Annotated in this window: 13 protein-coding genes and 1 pseudogene; 5 read left to right on the top strand and 9 right to left on the bottom strand. The window is 64.1% G+C overall.

Annotated features, from left to right (window positions below; all coding sequences use genetic code 11):
* The 7 genes from NFV80_RS08485 to NFV80_RS08455 all read right to left on the bottom strand — a co-directional run.
* A partial coding sequence (locus tag NFV80_RS08485; RefSeq protein ID WP_296758377.1) for a 6-phosphofructokinase occupies positions 1 to 839 on the bottom strand: 839 nt, incomplete at its 3' end.
* 97 nt (positions 840 to 936) lie between these two features.
* The gene (gene fbaA / locus NFV80_RS08480; protein WP_295331473.1) at positions 937 to 2,010 is read right to left on the bottom strand and encodes a class II fructose-bisphosphate aldolase; all 1,074 of its coding nucleotides are present in this window, start codon (positions 2,008 to 2,010) and stop codon (positions 937 to 939) included.
* A 351-nt stretch (positions 2,011 to 2,361) separates the two neighbouring features.
* Entirely contained in the window at positions 2,362 to 2,721 is a 360-nt protein-coding gene (locus tag NFV80_RS08475; RefSeq protein ID WP_366143423.1) for a metalloregulator ArsR/SmtB family transcription factor, read from the bottom strand.
* Between the two features lie 169 nt (positions 2,722 to 2,890).
* Positions 2,891 to 3,121: a thioredoxin family protein gene (locus tag NFV80_RS08470; RefSeq protein WP_295331472.1), complete on the bottom strand. Its 231-nt coding sequence runs from the start codon at positions 3,119 to 3,121 to the stop codon at positions 2,891 to 2,893.
* A 210-nt stretch (positions 3,122 to 3,331) separates the two neighbouring features.
* Positions 3,332 to 4,381 carry a permease gene (locus NFV80_RS08465; RefSeq protein ID WP_295331471.1) on the bottom strand — a complete coding sequence of 350 codons (1,050 nt, stop codon included), beginning with the start codon at positions 4,379 to 4,381 and terminating at the stop codon, positions 3,332 to 3,334.
* 39 nt (positions 4,382 to 4,420) lie between these two features.
* Positions 4,421 to 5,593 carry an ACR3 family arsenite efflux transporter gene (arsB, locus tag NFV80_RS08460; protein WP_295331509.1) on the bottom strand — a complete coding sequence of 391 codons (1,173 nt, stop codon included), beginning with the start codon at positions 5,591 to 5,593 and terminating at the stop codon, positions 4,421 to 4,423.
* A 106-nt stretch (positions 5,594 to 5,699) separates the two neighbouring features.
* Entirely contained in the window at positions 5,700 to 6,044 is a 345-nt protein-coding gene (locus NFV80_RS08455) for a hypothetical protein (RefSeq protein WP_295331470.1), read from the bottom strand.
* A gap of 281 nt (positions 6,045 to 6,325) precedes the next feature.
* Between NFV80_RS08455 and NFV80_RS08450 the strand changes: the two genes are divergently transcribed.
* Positions 6,326 to 7,336, top strand: coding sequence for an ArsJ-associated glyceraldehyde-3-phosphate dehydrogenase (locus tag NFV80_RS08450; RefSeq protein ID WP_295331469.1), 1,011 nt, complete (start codon positions 6,326 to 6,328; stop codon positions 7,334 to 7,336).
* Between the two features lie 90 nt (positions 7,337 to 7,426).
* Positions 7,427 to 8,713, top strand: a complete 1,287-nt coding sequence (gene arsJ / locus NFV80_RS08445) for an organoarsenical effux MFS transporter ArsJ (RefSeq protein ID WP_295331468.1) — start codon at positions 7,427 to 7,429, stop codon at positions 8,711 to 8,713.
* A gap of 83 nt (positions 8,714 to 8,796) precedes the next feature.
* Here arsJ and eno read toward each other — a convergent pair whose 3' ends face one another.
* The gene (gene eno, locus NFV80_RS08440; RefSeq protein ID WP_296758373.1) at positions 8,797 to 10,200 is read right to left on the bottom strand and encodes a phosphopyruvate hydratase; all 1,404 of its coding nucleotides are present in this window, start codon (positions 10,198 to 10,200) and stop codon (positions 8,797 to 8,799) included.
* Positions 10,201 to 10,599: 399 nt separating this feature from the next.
* Here eno and NFV80_RS08435 point away from each other — a divergent pair, with 399 nt between their 5' ends.
* The 3 genes and pseudogenes from NFV80_RS08435 (at position 10,600) to NFV80_RS08425 (ending at position 12,618) form a co-directional block, all read left to right on the top strand.
* Positions 10,600 to 11,871, top strand: a complete 1,272-nt coding sequence (locus NFV80_RS08435; RefSeq protein ID WP_295331466.1) for an SUMF1/EgtB/PvdO family nonheme iron enzyme — start codon at positions 10,600 to 10,602, stop codon at positions 11,869 to 11,871.
* Positions 11,872 to 11,972: 101 nt separating this feature from the next.
* Positions 11,973 to 12,077 (top strand): annotated as a pseudogene (locus NFV80_RS08430) (formylglycine-generating enzyme family protein); the annotation flags it as partial.
* 199 nt (positions 12,078 to 12,276) lie between these two features.
* Complete coding sequence (locus NFV80_RS08425; protein WP_296758383.1) at positions 12,277 to 12,618, top strand: hypothetical protein; 342 nt, start codon at positions 12,277 to 12,279, stop codon at positions 12,616 to 12,618.
* Between the two features lie 70 nt (positions 12,619 to 12,688).
* Here NFV80_RS08425 and NFV80_RS08420 read toward each other — a convergent pair whose 3' ends face one another.
* Positions 12,689 to 15,484, bottom strand: coding sequence for an SUMF1/EgtB/PvdO family nonheme iron enzyme (locus NFV80_RS08420; protein ID WP_296758371.1), 2,796 nt, complete (start codon positions 15,482 to 15,484; stop codon positions 12,689 to 12,691).
* Positions 15,485 to 15,826: the final 342 nt, after the last annotated feature.

Genomic DNA, 15,826 nt, shown 5'->3' with positions numbered 1-15,826 from the left:
GCCACCTCGAGCGCGACGTGCGACGCCGAGCGGCCCATCAGCTTGACGAAGTGCCAGTATTTCAGCGAGGAACTGGTGTCCTGCAGGATGTTGCCGACCATCTCGCTGTAGATGCGTGTCGCCGTGTCGAAGCCGAACGAGATCGACAGGAGATCGCCCACCTGCAGGTCGCCGTCGATCGTCTTCGGAACGCCGATCACCTGCACGCCGGAACCGTCGGCCTTGACGCCGGTGAACAGCGACTCGGCGAGCACCGCGGCATTGGTATTCGAATCGTCCCCGCCAACCACGACGATGGCGTCGAGATTGTGCCGGATGCAGGTCTCGCGAACCTGCGCGAACTGTTCGGCGCTCTTGATCTTGGTGCGGTCGGAGCCGAGGAAGTCGAAGCCGCCGGTATTGAGGATGAAATCGACGTTGGCGTCGGTGATCTCGAACAGCGAACCCTTGAGCAGCCCTTTCGGCCCCGCCTTGACGCCGAAGAGGGTGTTGCCCGGACCGAGAACACGCTTCAGGCCGCAGACCACGTTATGGCCGCCGGCTGCCGGGCCACCGGAGAACAGCACGGCGACGCGCTTGCCTTGCACTTTGGCGCCGCTGGCTCCGGCCGAAGCGAGGACGGCGTTGCCCGACGCGGCGACGCTCTGCGGAAACTGCGCGCGGACGCCCTCGCTGTCCTTGGTGCTCAGGACGCGTCCGGTGTCGCTGAAGGCGACCGGCTGCGGGCTGCTCGACGAGCCGAAGGCGGCACAGACCGGCAGGGGAAGTTGCCGCACGGCGGACTCGAAAATCGACTTGTGTGCTTCTGACTGGATTAGCTGCTCTACCAGGGTACTCATGAATTGATCCTCGCGGTGTACGAATGAAAGTGATGTCAGGCACAAAAAAGGGCCAGCCCAGACCTGGACCAGCCCGTTTCCCAGCCCGGGGAGTTGCTTACCCCAGGGTGCCGATGTTGTTCAGATCGGCAAATGCCTGCTTCAGGCGAGCGCGGAAGGCGTCCTCGCCCTTGCGCAGCCAGGCGCGCGGGTCATAGTACTTCTTGTTCGGCTTCTCTTCCCCCTCGGGGTTGCCGATCTGTCCCTGCAGATAGCCTTCGTTCTTCTTGTAGAAACCCATCACGCCATCCCAGAACGCCCACTGCAGGTCGGTGTCGATGTTCATCTTGACCACGCCGTAGGAGATCGCCTCGCGGATTTCCTCGAGCGTGGATCCGGAGCCGCCATGGAAGACGAAGTTGACCGGACGCTCCCTGGTTCCGAATTTCTTCTGTACATACTCCTGCGAATTCTTGAGGATGATCGGCTCCAGCTTGACGTTGCCCGGCTTGTAGACACCGTGCACGTTGCCGAAGGAAGCGGCGATGGTGAAACGGTCACTGACCTTGGAAAGCTCCTCGTAGGCCAGGGCGACGTCTTCCGGCTGGGTGTACAGGCGGGAGCTGTCGACGCCGGTGTTGTCCACACCGTCCTCTTCGCCGCCGGTGACGCCGAGTTCGATTTCGAGCGTCATTCCCAGCTTGCTCATGCGCTCGAGATAGCGCTTGCAGATTTCGATGTTCTCGTGAATCGGCTCTTCGGAGAGGTCGAGCATGTGCGAGCTGTAGAGCGGCTTGCCATATGCCTTGAAGTGCTTCTCGCCGGCGTCCAGCAGCCCGTCGATCCAGGGCAGCAGCTTCTTGGCCGCGTGGTCGGTGTGCAGGATGATCGTCGCTCCGTAGAGGTCGGCCATCAGGTGGATGTGTTGCGCGCCCGAGATGGCGCCGGCAATGCAGCAGCGCTGGTTGGTGTTGTCCAGCCCCTTGCCCGCAAAGAACTGTGCGCCGCCGTTGGAGAACTGGATGATCGCCGGCGAATTCAGTTCCTTGGCCGTTTCCATCACGGAGTTTACCGTGCTGGTGTTGATCACGTTTACCGCGGGCAGCGCGAACTGCTTGGCCTTGGCCAGTTCGAAGATTGCTTGCAACTCGTCGCCAGTGGCGACGCCGGGCTTGATTTGTGTTGCACTCATGATTTGCGTTTTCCAGATTCGGTTGATCGATAGGGTCGAGAAGCGAGAGCAAAGCGGACGCGAAAACGCCCGATTCGGTGGAAGTATCTCCGGCGTGCAGCGACTCGTCAAGCGTCGTCTGCTTTGCCCTTGCCAAGGCCTGCGGGGGTGGCCGAATCGGGGCAAAGGGCGGCCACGGCGATGCCTGTGGGCGAGTTCACAAAGTGCCCGAAGCGACCTGTTCGCAGCATGTCGAGCGGTCCTGGCGGGTCGACGGCATGCTTCGGAAAGCCTCACCGACCCCGGCCGCCGCGGGCGATCGCCGATTGCGCCTTCCCCTGTCGTCGCCGCTGCGCGGGGCAGCATTCTCTCCTAGCGACCCTGCGGTTTGCAGGCTTCGGGATGTCCGCCGCAACAATCGTCGGTCAGGAAACTGACGAGGTCGTCGATTCTTTCGATGGCCGCATGACAGCGGACGAAACGCCCTTCCTGCGTGGTATTTACCAGGCCGGCGTGAGTCAGCGTCTTCAGGTGGAAAGACAGCGTCGGCGCGGGAAGTTCGAGCTTGTCTGCGATCAGGCCGACGGTGAGGCCGCCGGGAGCGTTCTGCACCAGCAAGCGGAAGATGGCGAGGCGGCTCTCCTGTGCCAGTGCGGCGAGTGCGGTGACGGCGTCGGTGTTGGTCATCCTTTCAACGATACCGAAATACTGCCGATCCCGCAAAGCATGCACCGCATTTCCTGTCGTCGTCCAAAGCTGCAACGCGGCCAAATGGCAGACATGCCCCGCAATGGTTCATGGAAGTGTTCGTCGGCAGTATGGCCCGGTCTGGCGACAGGTGTCTGGATTCTGCGCTGTGGGCGACGCATCGCATGTCCTGCACGCGGGACGGTGGGAGTATTCAGAACCAGCCTTCGACCTCGCTGCGCGTCGGAACGCCGCCCGCATGCACCACCCGCCCGTCGATCACCACGCCGGGCGTGGAAAGCACGCCATGTTTGATGATCTCCGGCAGGCTATCGACCTTTTCGAGCGTAATCTCGACTCCCTTTTCTTGCGCGACCGCTTTGACGAGAGCCTCCGTTGCGCGACACCGGGCGCAGCCGGTGCCGAGGATCTTGATGTTTTTCATGGACTATTCCTTGCGCAAATGCAGGAAGTTGGGCAAACGTCGACTCGTGGACTGTGCGGGCTGTTCAGGCTGCCCGGGTACTGGGTCGGCAGGGCGTCGGTCCGACGTTTAGCCGGGAAAGCCGGTGCCTCCGTCAGCAGTTCGTTGGCGATGCATGGACAGCACCCGGAACGCCGCCGCGCAGGTACCCATCGCAGCGCAGGTGACAGCTTACAGCAGCCAGTTGAAAACATAACCGACGCACAGGATGCCGAGCGCCACGACGCCAGCAAAGGTCGCGATCAAGGTTGGCTGCAGGGCCTTTCTGAGAATGATCATTTCTGGAGCGGAAAGGGCAATCACCGACATCATGAAGGCGAGAACCGTACCCAGAGCAGCACCCTTGCCGATCAGTGCCTCGACCACCGGAATGATCCCCGCGGCGTTGGTGTACATGGGCACTCCGAGCAGCACGGCGGCGGGGACCGCCCACCATACGTCCCGGCCCATGAACGAGGCCATGAAATCCTCCGCGACATAGCCGTGAATTCCTGCACCAAGGGCGATGCCGATCAGCACGTAGGGCCACACCTTGCCGACGATCTCGCGCACGTGTGCGCCGCCGGCTCGCAGGCGCTGCAGCCAGGAAAGTTGCTCGGCGGTCATTTGCTCTATCGGTTCGGCAAGGAGGTCGCGGACCCATTGCTCGAGATGCCGCTCCATCTTCAGCTTGCCGATGACCAGACCGGCGACGATCGCCACCAGCAGTCCCATGGCCAGGTAAAGGCCGGCAACCTTCCACCCGAACAGGCCGAAGAGCAGCGCCAGCGCGACCTCGTTGACCATCGGCGCCGAGATCAGGAAGGAGAAGGTTACTCCCAGTGGCACTCCGGCTGACAGAAAGCCGATGAACAGGGGGACGGCCGAGCAGGAGCAGAAGGGCGTGACGATTCCCAGGCCGGCCGCCAGCAGATTGCCGAGGCCTTCGCGCTTCCCCGACAGCAGCGCGCGCGTCCGCCCCGGCGAAAAGAAGGTCTGGAGGACACCCATCACGAAGACGATGCCGGTCAGCAGCAGCAACACCTTGGGCGTATCGTAGAAGAAGAAATGAACGGCCTCGCCGAAGTGGGTCTGGCGGGACAGGCCTGCTGCACTCACCAGCGCATCGGCAAAGGCAGTGAGCTGGCTGTAGGCGGCCAGCCAGAGCACGATGCCGAGACCGAGTCCGATCAGCCACTGTCTGAGTTGGGCGCTTGGTTTGGCGATCGTTGACCAGTTCATGGGTTGCTCCCGGTATTCTCGTCGGCGATGCTCAGGTCTTCAAGGCTGCGGGTTCGGGACCGGCGGTGGCGGGAACCAGTGCGTCGTGCGCCGGCAGATCTCGACGAGAAGCAGCATTACCGGCACCTCGATCAGTACCCCGACAACCGTCGCCAGAGCAGCGCCGGAAGACAGTCCGAACAGCATCACCGCCGTCGCGATGGCCACCTCGAAGTGATTGGACGCACCGATGATCGCCGCCGGAGCAGCGTCCCGATACGGCAGCCGCAGCCAGCGCGCCAGACCGTAGCCGAGCGCGAAGATCAGCCCCGTCTGCAGGCACAGCGGTATGGCGATCCAGACGATGGTCAGTGGGTTGGCCACGATCACTTCGCCCTTGAAGGAGAACAGCAACAGCAGCGTGATCAGCAGGGCGACGATGGTGATCGGGGTAAGCAGGTGCAGGAAACGTTGCCTGAACCAGCGCTCACCCTTGCTGCGGACGATCCAGCGCCGCGAGAAGTAGCCGGCAACCAACGGCAGCGCGACGTAAGTGCCGATCGACAGGAGCAGCGCCTGCCACGGTACGGGCAGCCGACCAACGCCGAGCAGAAAACCGCCGAGGATGCCGTACAGGAGCAACATGGTCAGCGAATTGATCGCCACCATGACCAGCGTCAGACCATCGTTGCCGCGCGCCAGGTAGCCCCAGACCAGCACCATGGCGGTGCATGGTGCGACACCAAGCAGGATGCAGCCAGCAAGGTAGCTGAGCCACAGCGGCACCGCGAGCATCTTGACGCCTTCCTGCAGAACGACGACGCCTGCGCCGTGTGTCGCGCCGACGGGAAGGTCTAGCCCGAGCGGCATCCTTACCAGGTCGACCGCAGACTCTCCGATCAGCGTCCGGAACAACACGCCAAGGAAGAGAAAAGCGATGGCATACATGGTGAAGGGCTTCACCACCCAGTTAACGAACAAGGTCAGCAGTACCGGCTTGCCATAGCTTGCGGCCGGCATCACCGAGGCAAAATCGATCTTGACCGTGATCGGGTACATCATGAAAAACAGACAGACGGCAATCGGGATCGACACCACCGGCGCACCGTTCACGTAGATCGCAATGCGATCGAGACTTTGCGCCACGCCCGGGGCCAGCTTGCCGAGCAGGATGCCGCCCAGGATGCAAAGTGCGACCCAGAGAGTCAGGTAGCGTTCGAAAAGGCTGGTCATCCGGCGGGATTCGGGTTCCTGTCCGCCGTCGTCGGCGACCCGGGATGCGTCACTCATGTCGATCGCGATCGGTTGGTGCCGATAAGCCATTCATCGATGCAGACTATCATGATTCCAGGATTATCGAAACATAAAGCGCCACCATTGGTGATCCGGCGTGGACGGTTTTCTGGGTGCAGCGAGGGGGCCGGCTTGTGGCGGCGGCGAATCGATTCCTGCCCAGGGCGCATGGCAGCCCACGAAGTAGCTTTTGCGGATGGTGACGACACGGTTGCCATGGCTCAGGGTCCTCAATGGCAAAAGGCAATGTCTGGATTGACAACTCGCATTGCTCGGCCATTGGCACGACGCTCAGGTCGATCGGTGCAATCTGGACCGGCAGGTAGAGCATCGCCAGGCGACCATCCCGAAACAGTCCCGCGAGCGCGGCCACGGCATTGGTGATTGTCATTTTTCCCGGAGTACCGAGAGGTGTTCGCAATTCAGCACGGGACTAACGGGCGGCATCCACGCTCGCGCCCTGCGCCCCGGGGCTTTGTCGCCCGATCAGGAGGAATTGCGCGTTTGCATCCGTGGACCTCCATGCTTTGCCGACATCGTGCGCCGAGCTGTATTTGTTTCTAAAATTCTAGTAATATGAAACCGTATCGGTTGGCGGGGCACCCGCCGCGTCTAGGTCTCCGGCTTGCTGCGGCCCCGCCGAGACCCCACTTACCTTCTCAGGAGCGAGTAATGACGGTCAAAGTTGGCATCAACGGTTTCGGTCGCATCGGCAGACTGGCGCTGCGCGCGGCGTGGGCGTTTCCCGAGCTGGAGTTCGTGCATATCAATGAGGCGAACGGGCCGGTCGAGTCGGCGGCGCATCTGCTCGAATTCGATTCGGTGCATGGCCGCTGGCGGCACGAGGTCGGGGTGAGCGGCGGCCGTATGGTGATCGATGGCAAGGCGATCGGTTACAGCACCGCCCGGGACGTGGCCGGCGGCCCCTGGCGCGAGGCCGGGGTGGACATCGTTCTCGAGGCCAGCGGCAAGTGGCGCACGGTCGGTGAACTGTCGCCCTATCTGGCCGCCGGCGTGAAGAAAGTGATCGTCGCCGCACCGGTGAAGGACGGCGACGTGCTGAACATCGTCGTGGGGGTGAATGACCAGTTGTACGATCCGGCGCGCGACCACATCGTCACCGCCGCGTCATGCACCACCAACTGCCTGGCGCCAGTCGTCAAGGTGGTGCACGAGGCGATCGGCATCTCGCACGGGATGATCACCACCATCCACAGCTCGACCAACACGCAGAGCGTGCACGATCAGATGCACAAGGATCTGCGCCGCGCGCGCGCTGCGAGCCTGTCGCTGGTGCCGACGACCACCGGCTCGGCGACCGCGATCGCGCTGATCTTCCCCGAGCTGAAAGGCAAGCTCGACGGCCACGCGGTGCGCGTGCCGCTGCTCAACGCCTCGCTGACCGACTGTGTATTCGAGATGCAGCGTCCGACCAGCGTTGAGGAGGTCAATGGGCTGCTCAAGGCGGCGGCCGCGGGCGCCATGAAAGGCATCCTCGGCTATGAAGAGAGGCCGCTGGTCTCGATGGATTACTGCGGCGACCCGCGTTCCTCGATCGTCGATGCCGCCCACACTCTGGTGATCAACGACACCTTGGTCAAGATCTACGCCTGGTATGACAATGAATGGGGTTACGCCAATCGCTACGTCGAACTGGCGCGCAAGCTGGCAGCGTCGCTCTAGGCAGCTTGCGGTGGACGCCGCGTCGATCGCGACCGCTGCTGCGCGGCGATCCTTGCTGCCGGAGGGCAGGCACTCGACTGGAGGAGCAAGATGAGCGATTCGCCCGCCGCCGCGCCTGCCGGCCTGCGCAACTACGTGCTGGTCACCGGCGCCTACTGGGCCGATACGGTGACCGACGGCGCGACGCGCATGCTGGTGCTGTTCCATTTCTACAACCTGGGCTACACGCCCTTCGCCGTCGCCTCGCTGTTCATTTTCTACGAGGTCTTCGGCATCCTGACCAATCTGTTCGGCGGCTACCTCGGCGCCCGCTTCGGGTTGAAGACCACTCTCTTCGCCGGCCTCACGACGCAGATCGTGGCCCTGTCCATGCTTGCCTTCGCGCCGCCGGACTGGCTCGTGGTCGCCTGGGTGATGGTCTCGCAGGCCCTGAGCGGGATCGCCAAGGACATGACCAAGATGAGTTCGAAGAGCGCGGTCAAGCTGATCGTTCCCGAAGGCGCATCGGCGACGCTGTACCGCTGGGTTGCGATCCTGACCGGTTCGAAAAACGCCTTGAAGGGCGTTGGCTTCTTCCTGGGCGGCCTGCTCCTGACGCTGCTCGACTTTCAGACGGTACTTCGGCTGCTCGTCGCATTCGTCGGCGGCACGCTCGTCCTGGCTGCCGTTCTGATGCGAGGTGGTCTCGGCCAGGCCAACCGCAAGGCGAAATTCGGCCAGATGTTCTCGCGCAACGGCGCGGTCAACAAGCTTGCCGCGGCGCGCATCTTCCTCTTCGGCGCGCGTGACGTCTGGTTCGTCGTCGGCCTGCCGGTCTTCCTCGCGAGCGTGCTTGGCTGGAGCTTCTGGCAGTCGGGCGGCTTTCTCGCGCTGTGGGTGATCGGCTATGGCATCGTCCAGGCGGCGACTCCCGGCCTGCTGCGCAGTCGCGTCGAAGGACAGCACGAGCCCGACGGCCGGACGGCGACGATCCTCGCTTTCGTCCTCGCCGCGCTGCCGGCGGGCATCGCCCTGGGGCTGCGCGCAGACCTCGCAGCGAGCGCCGTCGTGGTTGCCGGCCTGATCGTTTTCGGAGCGGTTTTCGCGCTGAACTCGGCGGTGCACTCCTACCTGATCCTGGCCTACACCGACAGCGACAAGGTGGCGATGAATGTCGGTTTCTACTACATGGCCAACGCTGCCGGTCGCCTGGCCGGCACGGTCCTGTCGGGCGCCCTCTACCAGTGGGGAGCGCAAAGCGGCCCGAACGGCGGCCTGATCGCCTGTCTCTGGGCATCGACCGCCTGCGTGCTGGTCGCCGGCCTCCTTTCGCTGCTCCTGCCGCGCCATTCCGGGCCGCGCAGCAAGCCGATCAGACTCGGTGATCTGGGCGATTGAGTTCACGCGAACCGGCGCCGCAGCCGGACATGAAAAAAGGGCAGCGCCGTGGCGCTGCCCTTTTTGCGGCGGGGTGAGCCTGGCTAGAAGCCGGCGCCCTTGATCGACTTCAGGCCCTTGAAGACGGCCTTGCTGCCGAGTTGCTCCTCGATGCGCAGCAACTGGTTGTACTTGCAGATGCGGTCGGTGCGCGACAACGAACCGGTCTTGATCTGGCCGGCGCCGGTGCCGACGGCCAGGTCGGCGATGAAGGCGTCCTCGGTTTCCCCGGAGCGGTGCGAGGAAATCACGCCGTAGCCGGCTTTCTGCGCCATCTTGATGGCGTCCAGCGTTTCGGTGACGGTACCGATCTGGTTCACCTTGATCAGGATCGCATTGGCGGCCTTCATTTCGATGCCCTGCTTGAGGCGGGTCGGATTGGTCACGAAGAAGTCGTCGCCGACGATCTGCACCTTGTCGCCGAGCGCCTTGGTCAGCTTGACATAGCCTTCCCAGTCGCTCTGGTCGAGACCGTCCTCGATCGAAACGATCGGGTACTTGTCGCACCATTCGGTGTACTTGGCGATCATCTCGTCGTCGGTGAACAGCTTTTCCGGATTCGACTTCCAGAACTTGTAGCCCTGGCGGCCGCCTTCGTCGAAGAGTTCGGAAGAGGCACAGTCGAGCGCGATCGCGATCTGCTTGCCCGGCTTGTAACCCGCCGCGGTGATCGCCTGCATGATCACTTCGAGCGACTCGTCGTTGCTCAAGTTTGGCGCAAAACCGCCTTCGTCGCCGACCGCGGTGACGTGGCCGCCCTTCTTGAGAATCCCTTTCAGCGCATGGAAGACTTCGGTGATCCAGCGCAGGCCTTCCGAGTAGCTCGGCGCGCCCACCGGCATGATCATGAATTCCTGGAAGTCGATGAGGTTGTCGGCATGCTTGCCACCGTTGATGATGTTCGCCATCGGCGTCGGCAGGCAGAAATCACGGTTCTTGTGGATCTTGCCGATGTACTTCCAGAGCGGCAGCTTGCTGACGTTGGCGCCCGCCAGCGTGATCGCCATCGACGCACCGAGAATCGCATTGGCGCCGAGATTCGACTTGTTCGGCGTGCCGTCGAGGGCGATCATTGCCTCGTCGAGTTCACGCTGGTTGAGCGGGTTCTTGCCCTTGAGGAGCTTGGCGATCTTGGTGTTGACTGCTTCGACGGCTTTCCGCACACCCTTGCCGAGATACACCTTCTTGTCGCCGTCGCGCAGTTCGCAGGCTTCGAATTCGCCGGTGGATGCGCCGGAGGGAACCGCGGCGCGGGCCATGAAACCGTTATCCAGCGTGAGGTCGACCTCGACCGTCGGGTTGCCGCGCGAGTCGAGGATCTGGCGACCGACGACCTTGGTGATCTTGACGAATTCGGCGCTTTCGACGGCGGCTGCCGGTTCGCTTGCTTCGACTTGCTCGGCCTGCTCGGCCTTTTCGGTTTTCTTGACTTTCTTGCCTTTTGCCATGATGGGGGTGCTCCGTAGGAGTGGTTCGGTGGAAAGCTTGGGGGAAATTCGGCGGGAACGTCGTCCGGGCGATCATACCGAAATCGGACAAAGAGTTGCAATGCTTGCGACGAGGAAATGGCGACCAAGCGATGGGTTCCCCGGACAAGCTGAATTCGACGGTGGAACGCGCATCCACGCCAAGGCACGTAGCGCTGTACATGACCCACGGATCTCCCGGCTGTTCTGCTGTCTTTGCCAGGCGCTGGGATCCCCGCATCCCCGCCACGGCAACGGGCCTTCCGCTGGTACGGCGCTTGGCCGATAATGCCGACACGCGCGGCGAGGGCCGATCGGATGTGCCGGGATTGCCGTGCGCAAGGTCGCAGTTGGCCCACTGGGGGAACGAAACGGCTTGAAATGAGCGACATCTTCATCTGCTACTCGAGCAGCGACCGCGCGCTTGCCGAACAACTCGTGCAGCGACTCCGTTCGGCCGGCTGGTCGGTCTTCCTCGACGTTCAGACGCGCGTCGGCGAACGCTGGCACAAGGCGATCCAGCGGGAAATGGACGCGGCGCGGGCATTCGTCGCCCTCTGGTCGGCGCGCTCGGTCGACAGCGACTACGTACTCGAGGAAGCCGAGTACGGCAAGCGCAAGGGCGTCCTTTTCCCGGCTTTCCTCGAACGCGTCGAGTTCCCGTACGGATTCAGCCGGCTCCACACCGCCGATCTCGTCGGTTGGTCCGGCGAAGCCGATCATCGCGGTCTGGAGCAGCTTGTCTTTGCGCTGCGGCAGCAGCTCGGCGATCGCGCGGCGACCGCGACCCCCGGAGCGGCGACGCCGTCGCCGCCGGTCGTTCGCTCCGCGCCCGTGCTCGCCGCCGGTCAGACCTTTCGCGACCAACTGCGCAGTGGCGGGGAAGGGCCGTTGATGGTGGTGATCCCGGCCGGGCGTTTTCTGATGGGTTCGCCAGCGGACGAGCCAGAGCGATTCGACAGCGAGGGTCCGCAACACGAAGTGCGCATCGCGCAGCCTTTCGCTCTGGGTGTCCATGTCGTGACTTTCGACGATTACGATCGCTACGCCGAGGACAGCGGCAGGGAAAAGCACGCGGACCAGGGCTGGGGCCGCGGGACGCGACCGGTGATCAACGTCTCGTGGGACGACGCGCAGGCGTACTGTCAGTGGCTTGGCGGACAGACGGGAACTGCCTACCGCCTGCCGAGTGAAGCGGAATGGGAGTACGCCTGCCGTGCGGGAACGAGTACGCCATTTCACTTCGGCAGCCAAATGACCACTGACCAGGCCAACTTCGACGGGCGGGCCAGCTACAATGGATCGGCGAAGGGCGAATACCGTCAGAAGACTGTCCCGGTCGGCTCTTTTCCGCCCAACGCCTTTGGCCTCTACGACATGCATGGCAACGTCTGGGAGTGGTGCCGGGATTCCTGGCACGGCGACTATCGCGGTTCACCTGACGACGGTTCGGCTTGGGAAACAGGAAGTTCATCGGACCGCGTGCTGCGCGGTGGATCGTGGTTCAACTTCCCGAGGAACTGTCGCGCGGCGAAGCGCAACGTCTTCGCTCCGGACAACCGTTACGACAACGTCGGTTTCCGGGTGTGTCGTGGTGCCCCCATCGAACCACTGCCCGCTGCGCCGCTGAACACTGCACCGCCGAAGCGCTGAACACTGGGCGCCGCGCAGCGGCGCCGCAAATTTTTTTCCGCTACGGCGTTCACGGGTCCATACTGCGCGCGCAGGCCTCGGCCTGCGGGGCTGCCTGAAACGTGTCCCGCGTGCTGCGCGGTGGATCGTGGAACAACAACCCGAGGAACTGTCGCGCGGCGAAGCGCAACAACAACGCTCCGGACAACCGTAACAACGACGTCGGTTTCCGGGTGTGTCGTGGTGCCCACATCGTGATCACCCCTGACGGTGCCGGAGAGCAGCCCGACGCCTGCCGGAAATGCCGGCCGACCACGGTTTGCCGGACGAGGCCGGGGAGCGATCGATGGCGCAGGCCAGTCCCGTCCGCACGCGTTTCGCGCGTCGGGCGCATAGCAAGACCGGGCGCCACCTGGATTCGCTCCCGTGGCGCCCACCCGGATTCACGGGTTGTTTTGCCGGATCCAGCCGCCGAGCAGGGCGCAGGTGACGCCGACGGCGAGTGGCATTCCATGGCTGGGATTCGTCGTCTATCCGGACTATCGCCTGGTGAAGGCGCGCAAGGTGCGCTATGCAACACACCGGCTAGGAGAGCGATACGCAGCCTACCGGGCGGGGCTGATGCCCTTTACCGAATTCGACGCCGGCGTACGCGGCTGGATAGCGCATGTGCGCCACGCCGATTCCTGGGGATTACGCCGGCACCTGTTGGCGCCATTGCTCCTGAAAGCCGGGGATGTGCCAGGCGGCGGGGGCGGCGGCGCTTGACCGGCTGCGTCCGGCAGGACCATCAGCCGGCAAAAAATTTTTTTGGGCGCCGCGCTGCGGCGCCCAGTGTTCAGTGCGACAGCGTAACAGTGTCCAGCGGCACCGCGGTCAGCGGTTCGATGGGGGCACCACAACACACCCGGAAACCCAAGCCGCCGCTACGGCCGTCCGGAGCGAAGTCGTAGCGCAGCGCCGCGCGACAGTCCCCCGGGGCGCTGAGCCACGACCCACCGCGCAGCACGCGGGACACGTTCTGGTCCAGCCGGGTACTGGAAGGTTGGGCGTGTTCGTTCAGGCACCATTCCCAAACGTTCCCGGCAAGGTCCAGCACCGGCCACGGATCGGGTACTCCGCGCGGATACATGCCCACCGCCGCCGTCCTGCCGATACCGCTTTCGTAACTGTTGGCGCGCATAGGGTTCCACCGGCTGGCCCACGGGTATTCTCTGCCCACGGCCCCGCTCTGCGCAACCCACTGCCATTCCCACTCGGCCGGCAGGCGGACGACCTCGGATCCGGTCAGCGCCAGTCGGGCGCTCAGCCAGCGGCAGAAGGCGACTGCGTCGTACCAGGACACATGGATTGCCGGGTAATTCGCGAATCCCCAGCGCGACTCTCCCGGCTGGTCTTGCTGCCTCAGTCCGTCCCACCAGCGGGGATTGCGATAACCATCGGCCGCGTCGACAAAAACGGAATACTGTTGCCAGGTGACCGGATACCTGGCGATGCGAAAGGGATGAACTGCGAAGGTTTCGTGCTGCTCGCTTTCCAGCGTGGCTTCGCCACCGGGAATGTCGATCCAGACGATGTCGGGCAGACCCTGCCGATCGAGCCCGACCCCGCGCCGCGGATCGCCCATCTGGTTGAGGCGCAGGCCGATTTCCTCGCGGCGGTGATGCGGGGTTTCGTCGAACAGCAATTCGTCGAGCAGGCGCAGCGGTTCGGGGGCGAGGAAGCTCTGCAGCGGTTCGTGCAGTTTGCTCTGAAGGCTGCGCCAGGCGTCGATTCCGCTGTCCGCGAAATCGGGATCGCGCTGCGCGGTCCGGTGCGGATCGAGTGCCAGCAAGGCTTCGAGCGCCGGTTTCTGGCGTTCCCACTTCCAGCGCAGCAGGTAGCTGCGGCGCAGGGCTGCCGGCTGGCCGGACGAATCCTCTTTCTGCCGGGCTTTCAGCCATTCGCCGGCGGCCTGCTCGGCCTGCCGGCGCAATGCCAGTTTGTCGCCGTAGCGGCCGCACCATTCCTGCAGGCGCGGCCAGTGGCTCAACAGCGTCTCGTGCGCGAGTTCAATGTGCCTTTCGTCGGGGTCGGCGAGAAATCCCTGCGCACGCAGCGCGTCGACCAGCACGCTGATCTCGCGATCGGCGCGCAACGCCGCGACTTCGGCGGTGCGGCGGGTCGGCAGTTCTTCGATCACCGTCGCCAGCTCGGCGAACAGGCGTTCGCTGGCGCGAGCCAGCGCCGGGCTGCTTTCGATCAATTCGTCGATCGGTGCGGCGGCGGTTTCGACCACCTGTTTCAGTCCGCCCATCTCGCGGTAACCGGCGGGCGTCAGGCCCTTTTCCGGGTCGCGCCGCTCGAACAATTCCGCCAGCGTCATTGCGAGCAGCGGCAGCGCGCCGGCCATTTCTTTCGCAGCCGGCAGCAGCTCCTCAAGCAGTTCGGATTGCACCCCCACTCCGCATTGCTCGGCCGGGCAGACGATGATCTCGCGCAGGCGGTCGTCTTCGCGGATCGGGTCGAGGCAGACCAGCGAAGTCTCGAACAGTTCGGCGCCAAGCCAGTCCATCAGGCGAGGCATGAACTCGCGGCGCAGCGTCAGCACGAAGTACAGGTTCTCGTTGCAGCGCAGCGCTTCGATCAGCGCCCGGAAACTGGCGGCGACGCTCTCCGCACGCGTCTGGGTAAACAGCTCCTCGAACTGGTCGGCGAAGAGCAGCACCGGCAACGGCAGCTTGCCGAGGCTATCGGCCAGCGCCCTGGCCGGGTCCTTTTCGAGCAGTTGCCGCAGGCGGTCGGCGCGCGGCCTGCCGAGAGGCACGCGCTCCTCGGGCAATCTGCCGTCGAGCGCCGCGGCGAGCTGGCTAAGTGGATCGGCCTGGGGTTTGAAGCGCAGGTACGACAGGCGTGGGTGCCGCTCGCGGAGCGCCGGCTCGACGCCGGCGGCGATCAAGGACGACTTGCCGGTGCCCGATCCGCCGACGAGACTGACGAAGCGCGTTTGCTCGAGCCGCTGGATTACGCGATCGCTGTCCGCCTGCCGGCCGAAGAAGAAGCGGCGTTCCTCGGGCTTGAAAGCGGCGAGGCCGGGGTAGGGGTTGATCAATGGCGGAGCGGGGGGAGGCGAGGTCCCTTGGGGCACATCGGGTACTTCCAGCGGCGGCAGGCGCCGAATCTTTCCGAGCGCGGGCGCCGGTGTTGCGGGCTGATCGGTCAGCAGTCGGTAGAGTGCCTCGTAGTCGTTGTCGAGCCGGAAGTTGCGGTAATCTTTCAGCGGCAGCGGGATATGGCGCTCGTCGCCGCTTGGCGGCAGCACCGGCACGAAGCGCTTGTTGCTGAACTTGTCGTCGTAGAGCGCCTGAGTCATGTGCTGCGACTCCCAGCGAACTCCGCGACCGCTGGCTGGCGGCGCGTTGCCGTCGAAGCGCCGGCGATATTCGTCGGTGCACACCACGAGCACCCAGTCGCCCTGCTCGATCTGCTCGCTCATCCACGGGCGCCAACCTTTTTCGGGCCACGCGGCGTAGCGGTCGATGACGGCCTCCACTCCGTCGTCGCGCAGCCGCCTGGCGAGCGCGAGTACCCAGGCGGAATGTGCGTCGGATTCCTGGGCGTAGCTGATGAAAACGCGCGGCGGGTGGTCGATCATCGGGCGGGGAAGGGCAGGCGGAGAATGCGGGGCGTTGCCCGAATTGTAGAGCCTGACTGCTTGTGCGCGCGGATAAGGGTTTATCCTATGTCGCCTGCTGCTTGCGCGTCCGGCCTTGTGGGAGGGGCGCGCAAGCCTCCCGGCGCGTTGACCGAAACGGCCCGAAATCAGCCGGATCGGCATCTGATCAGTCCATGCACAAACCATTCGCCCTCGTCGTCTTGCTGCTCGGCCTGCCCGCCGCGGCGGCGCTGCCGGAACTGCAGGCGCCGGAAGATGTGCGCGAGCTGCTGCAGCGCTACCTGGATCTGGACGAAGTTGCCGATGCATCGGCAGAGGTGG

The sequence above is a fragment of the Accumulibacter sp. genome, from assembly GCF_023806565.1.
Taxonomy (GTDB): domain Bacteria; phylum Pseudomonadota; class Gammaproteobacteria; order Burkholderiales; family Rhodocyclaceae; genus Accumulibacter.
This window is presented reverse-complemented; position numbering and strand designations above follow the sequence as displayed.

What these genes read in the sequence shown, in the direction of transcription:
- fbaA (WP_295331473.1), bottom strand. Translation starts at nt 2,010, where the DNA reads ATGAGTGCAACACAAATCAAGCCCGGCGTCGCCACTGGCGACGAGTTG.
- NFV80_RS08470 (WP_295331472.1), bottom strand. Translation starts at nt 3,121, where the DNA reads ATGAAAAACATCAAGATCCTCGGCACCGGCTGCGCCCGGTGTCGCGCA.
- NFV80_RS08465 (WP_295331471.1), bottom strand. Translation starts at nt 4,381, where the DNA reads ATGAACTGGTCAACGATCGCCAAACCAAGCGCCCAACTCAGACAGTGG.
- arsB (WP_295331509.1), bottom strand. Translation starts at nt 5,593, where the DNA reads ATGACCAGCCTTTTCGAACGCTACCTGACTCTCTGGGTCGCACTTTGC.
- NFV80_RS08455 (WP_295331470.1), bottom strand. Translation starts at nt 6,044, where the DNA reads ATGACAATCACCAATGCCGTGGCCGCGCTCGCGGGACTGTTTCGGGAT.
- NFV80_RS08450 (WP_295331469.1), top strand. Translation starts at nt 6,326, where the DNA reads ATGACGGTCAAAGTTGGCATCAACGGTTTCGGTCGCATCGGCAGACTG.
- arsJ (WP_295331468.1), top strand. Translation starts at nt 7,427, where the DNA reads ATGAGCGATTCGCCCGCCGCCGCGCCTGCCGGCCTGCGCAACTACGTG.
- eno (WP_296758373.1), bottom strand. Translation starts at nt 10,200, where the DNA reads ATGGCAAAAGGCAAGAAAGTCAAGAAAACCGAAAAGGCCGAGCAGGCC.
- NFV80_RS08435 (WP_295331466.1), top strand. Translation starts at nt 10,600, where the DNA reads ATGAGCGACATCTTCATCTGCTACTCGAGCAGCGACCGCGCGCTTGCC.
- NFV80_RS08420 (WP_296758371.1), bottom strand. Translation starts at nt 15,484, where the DNA reads ATGATCGACCACCCGCCGCGCGTTTTCATCAGCTACGCCCAGGAATCC.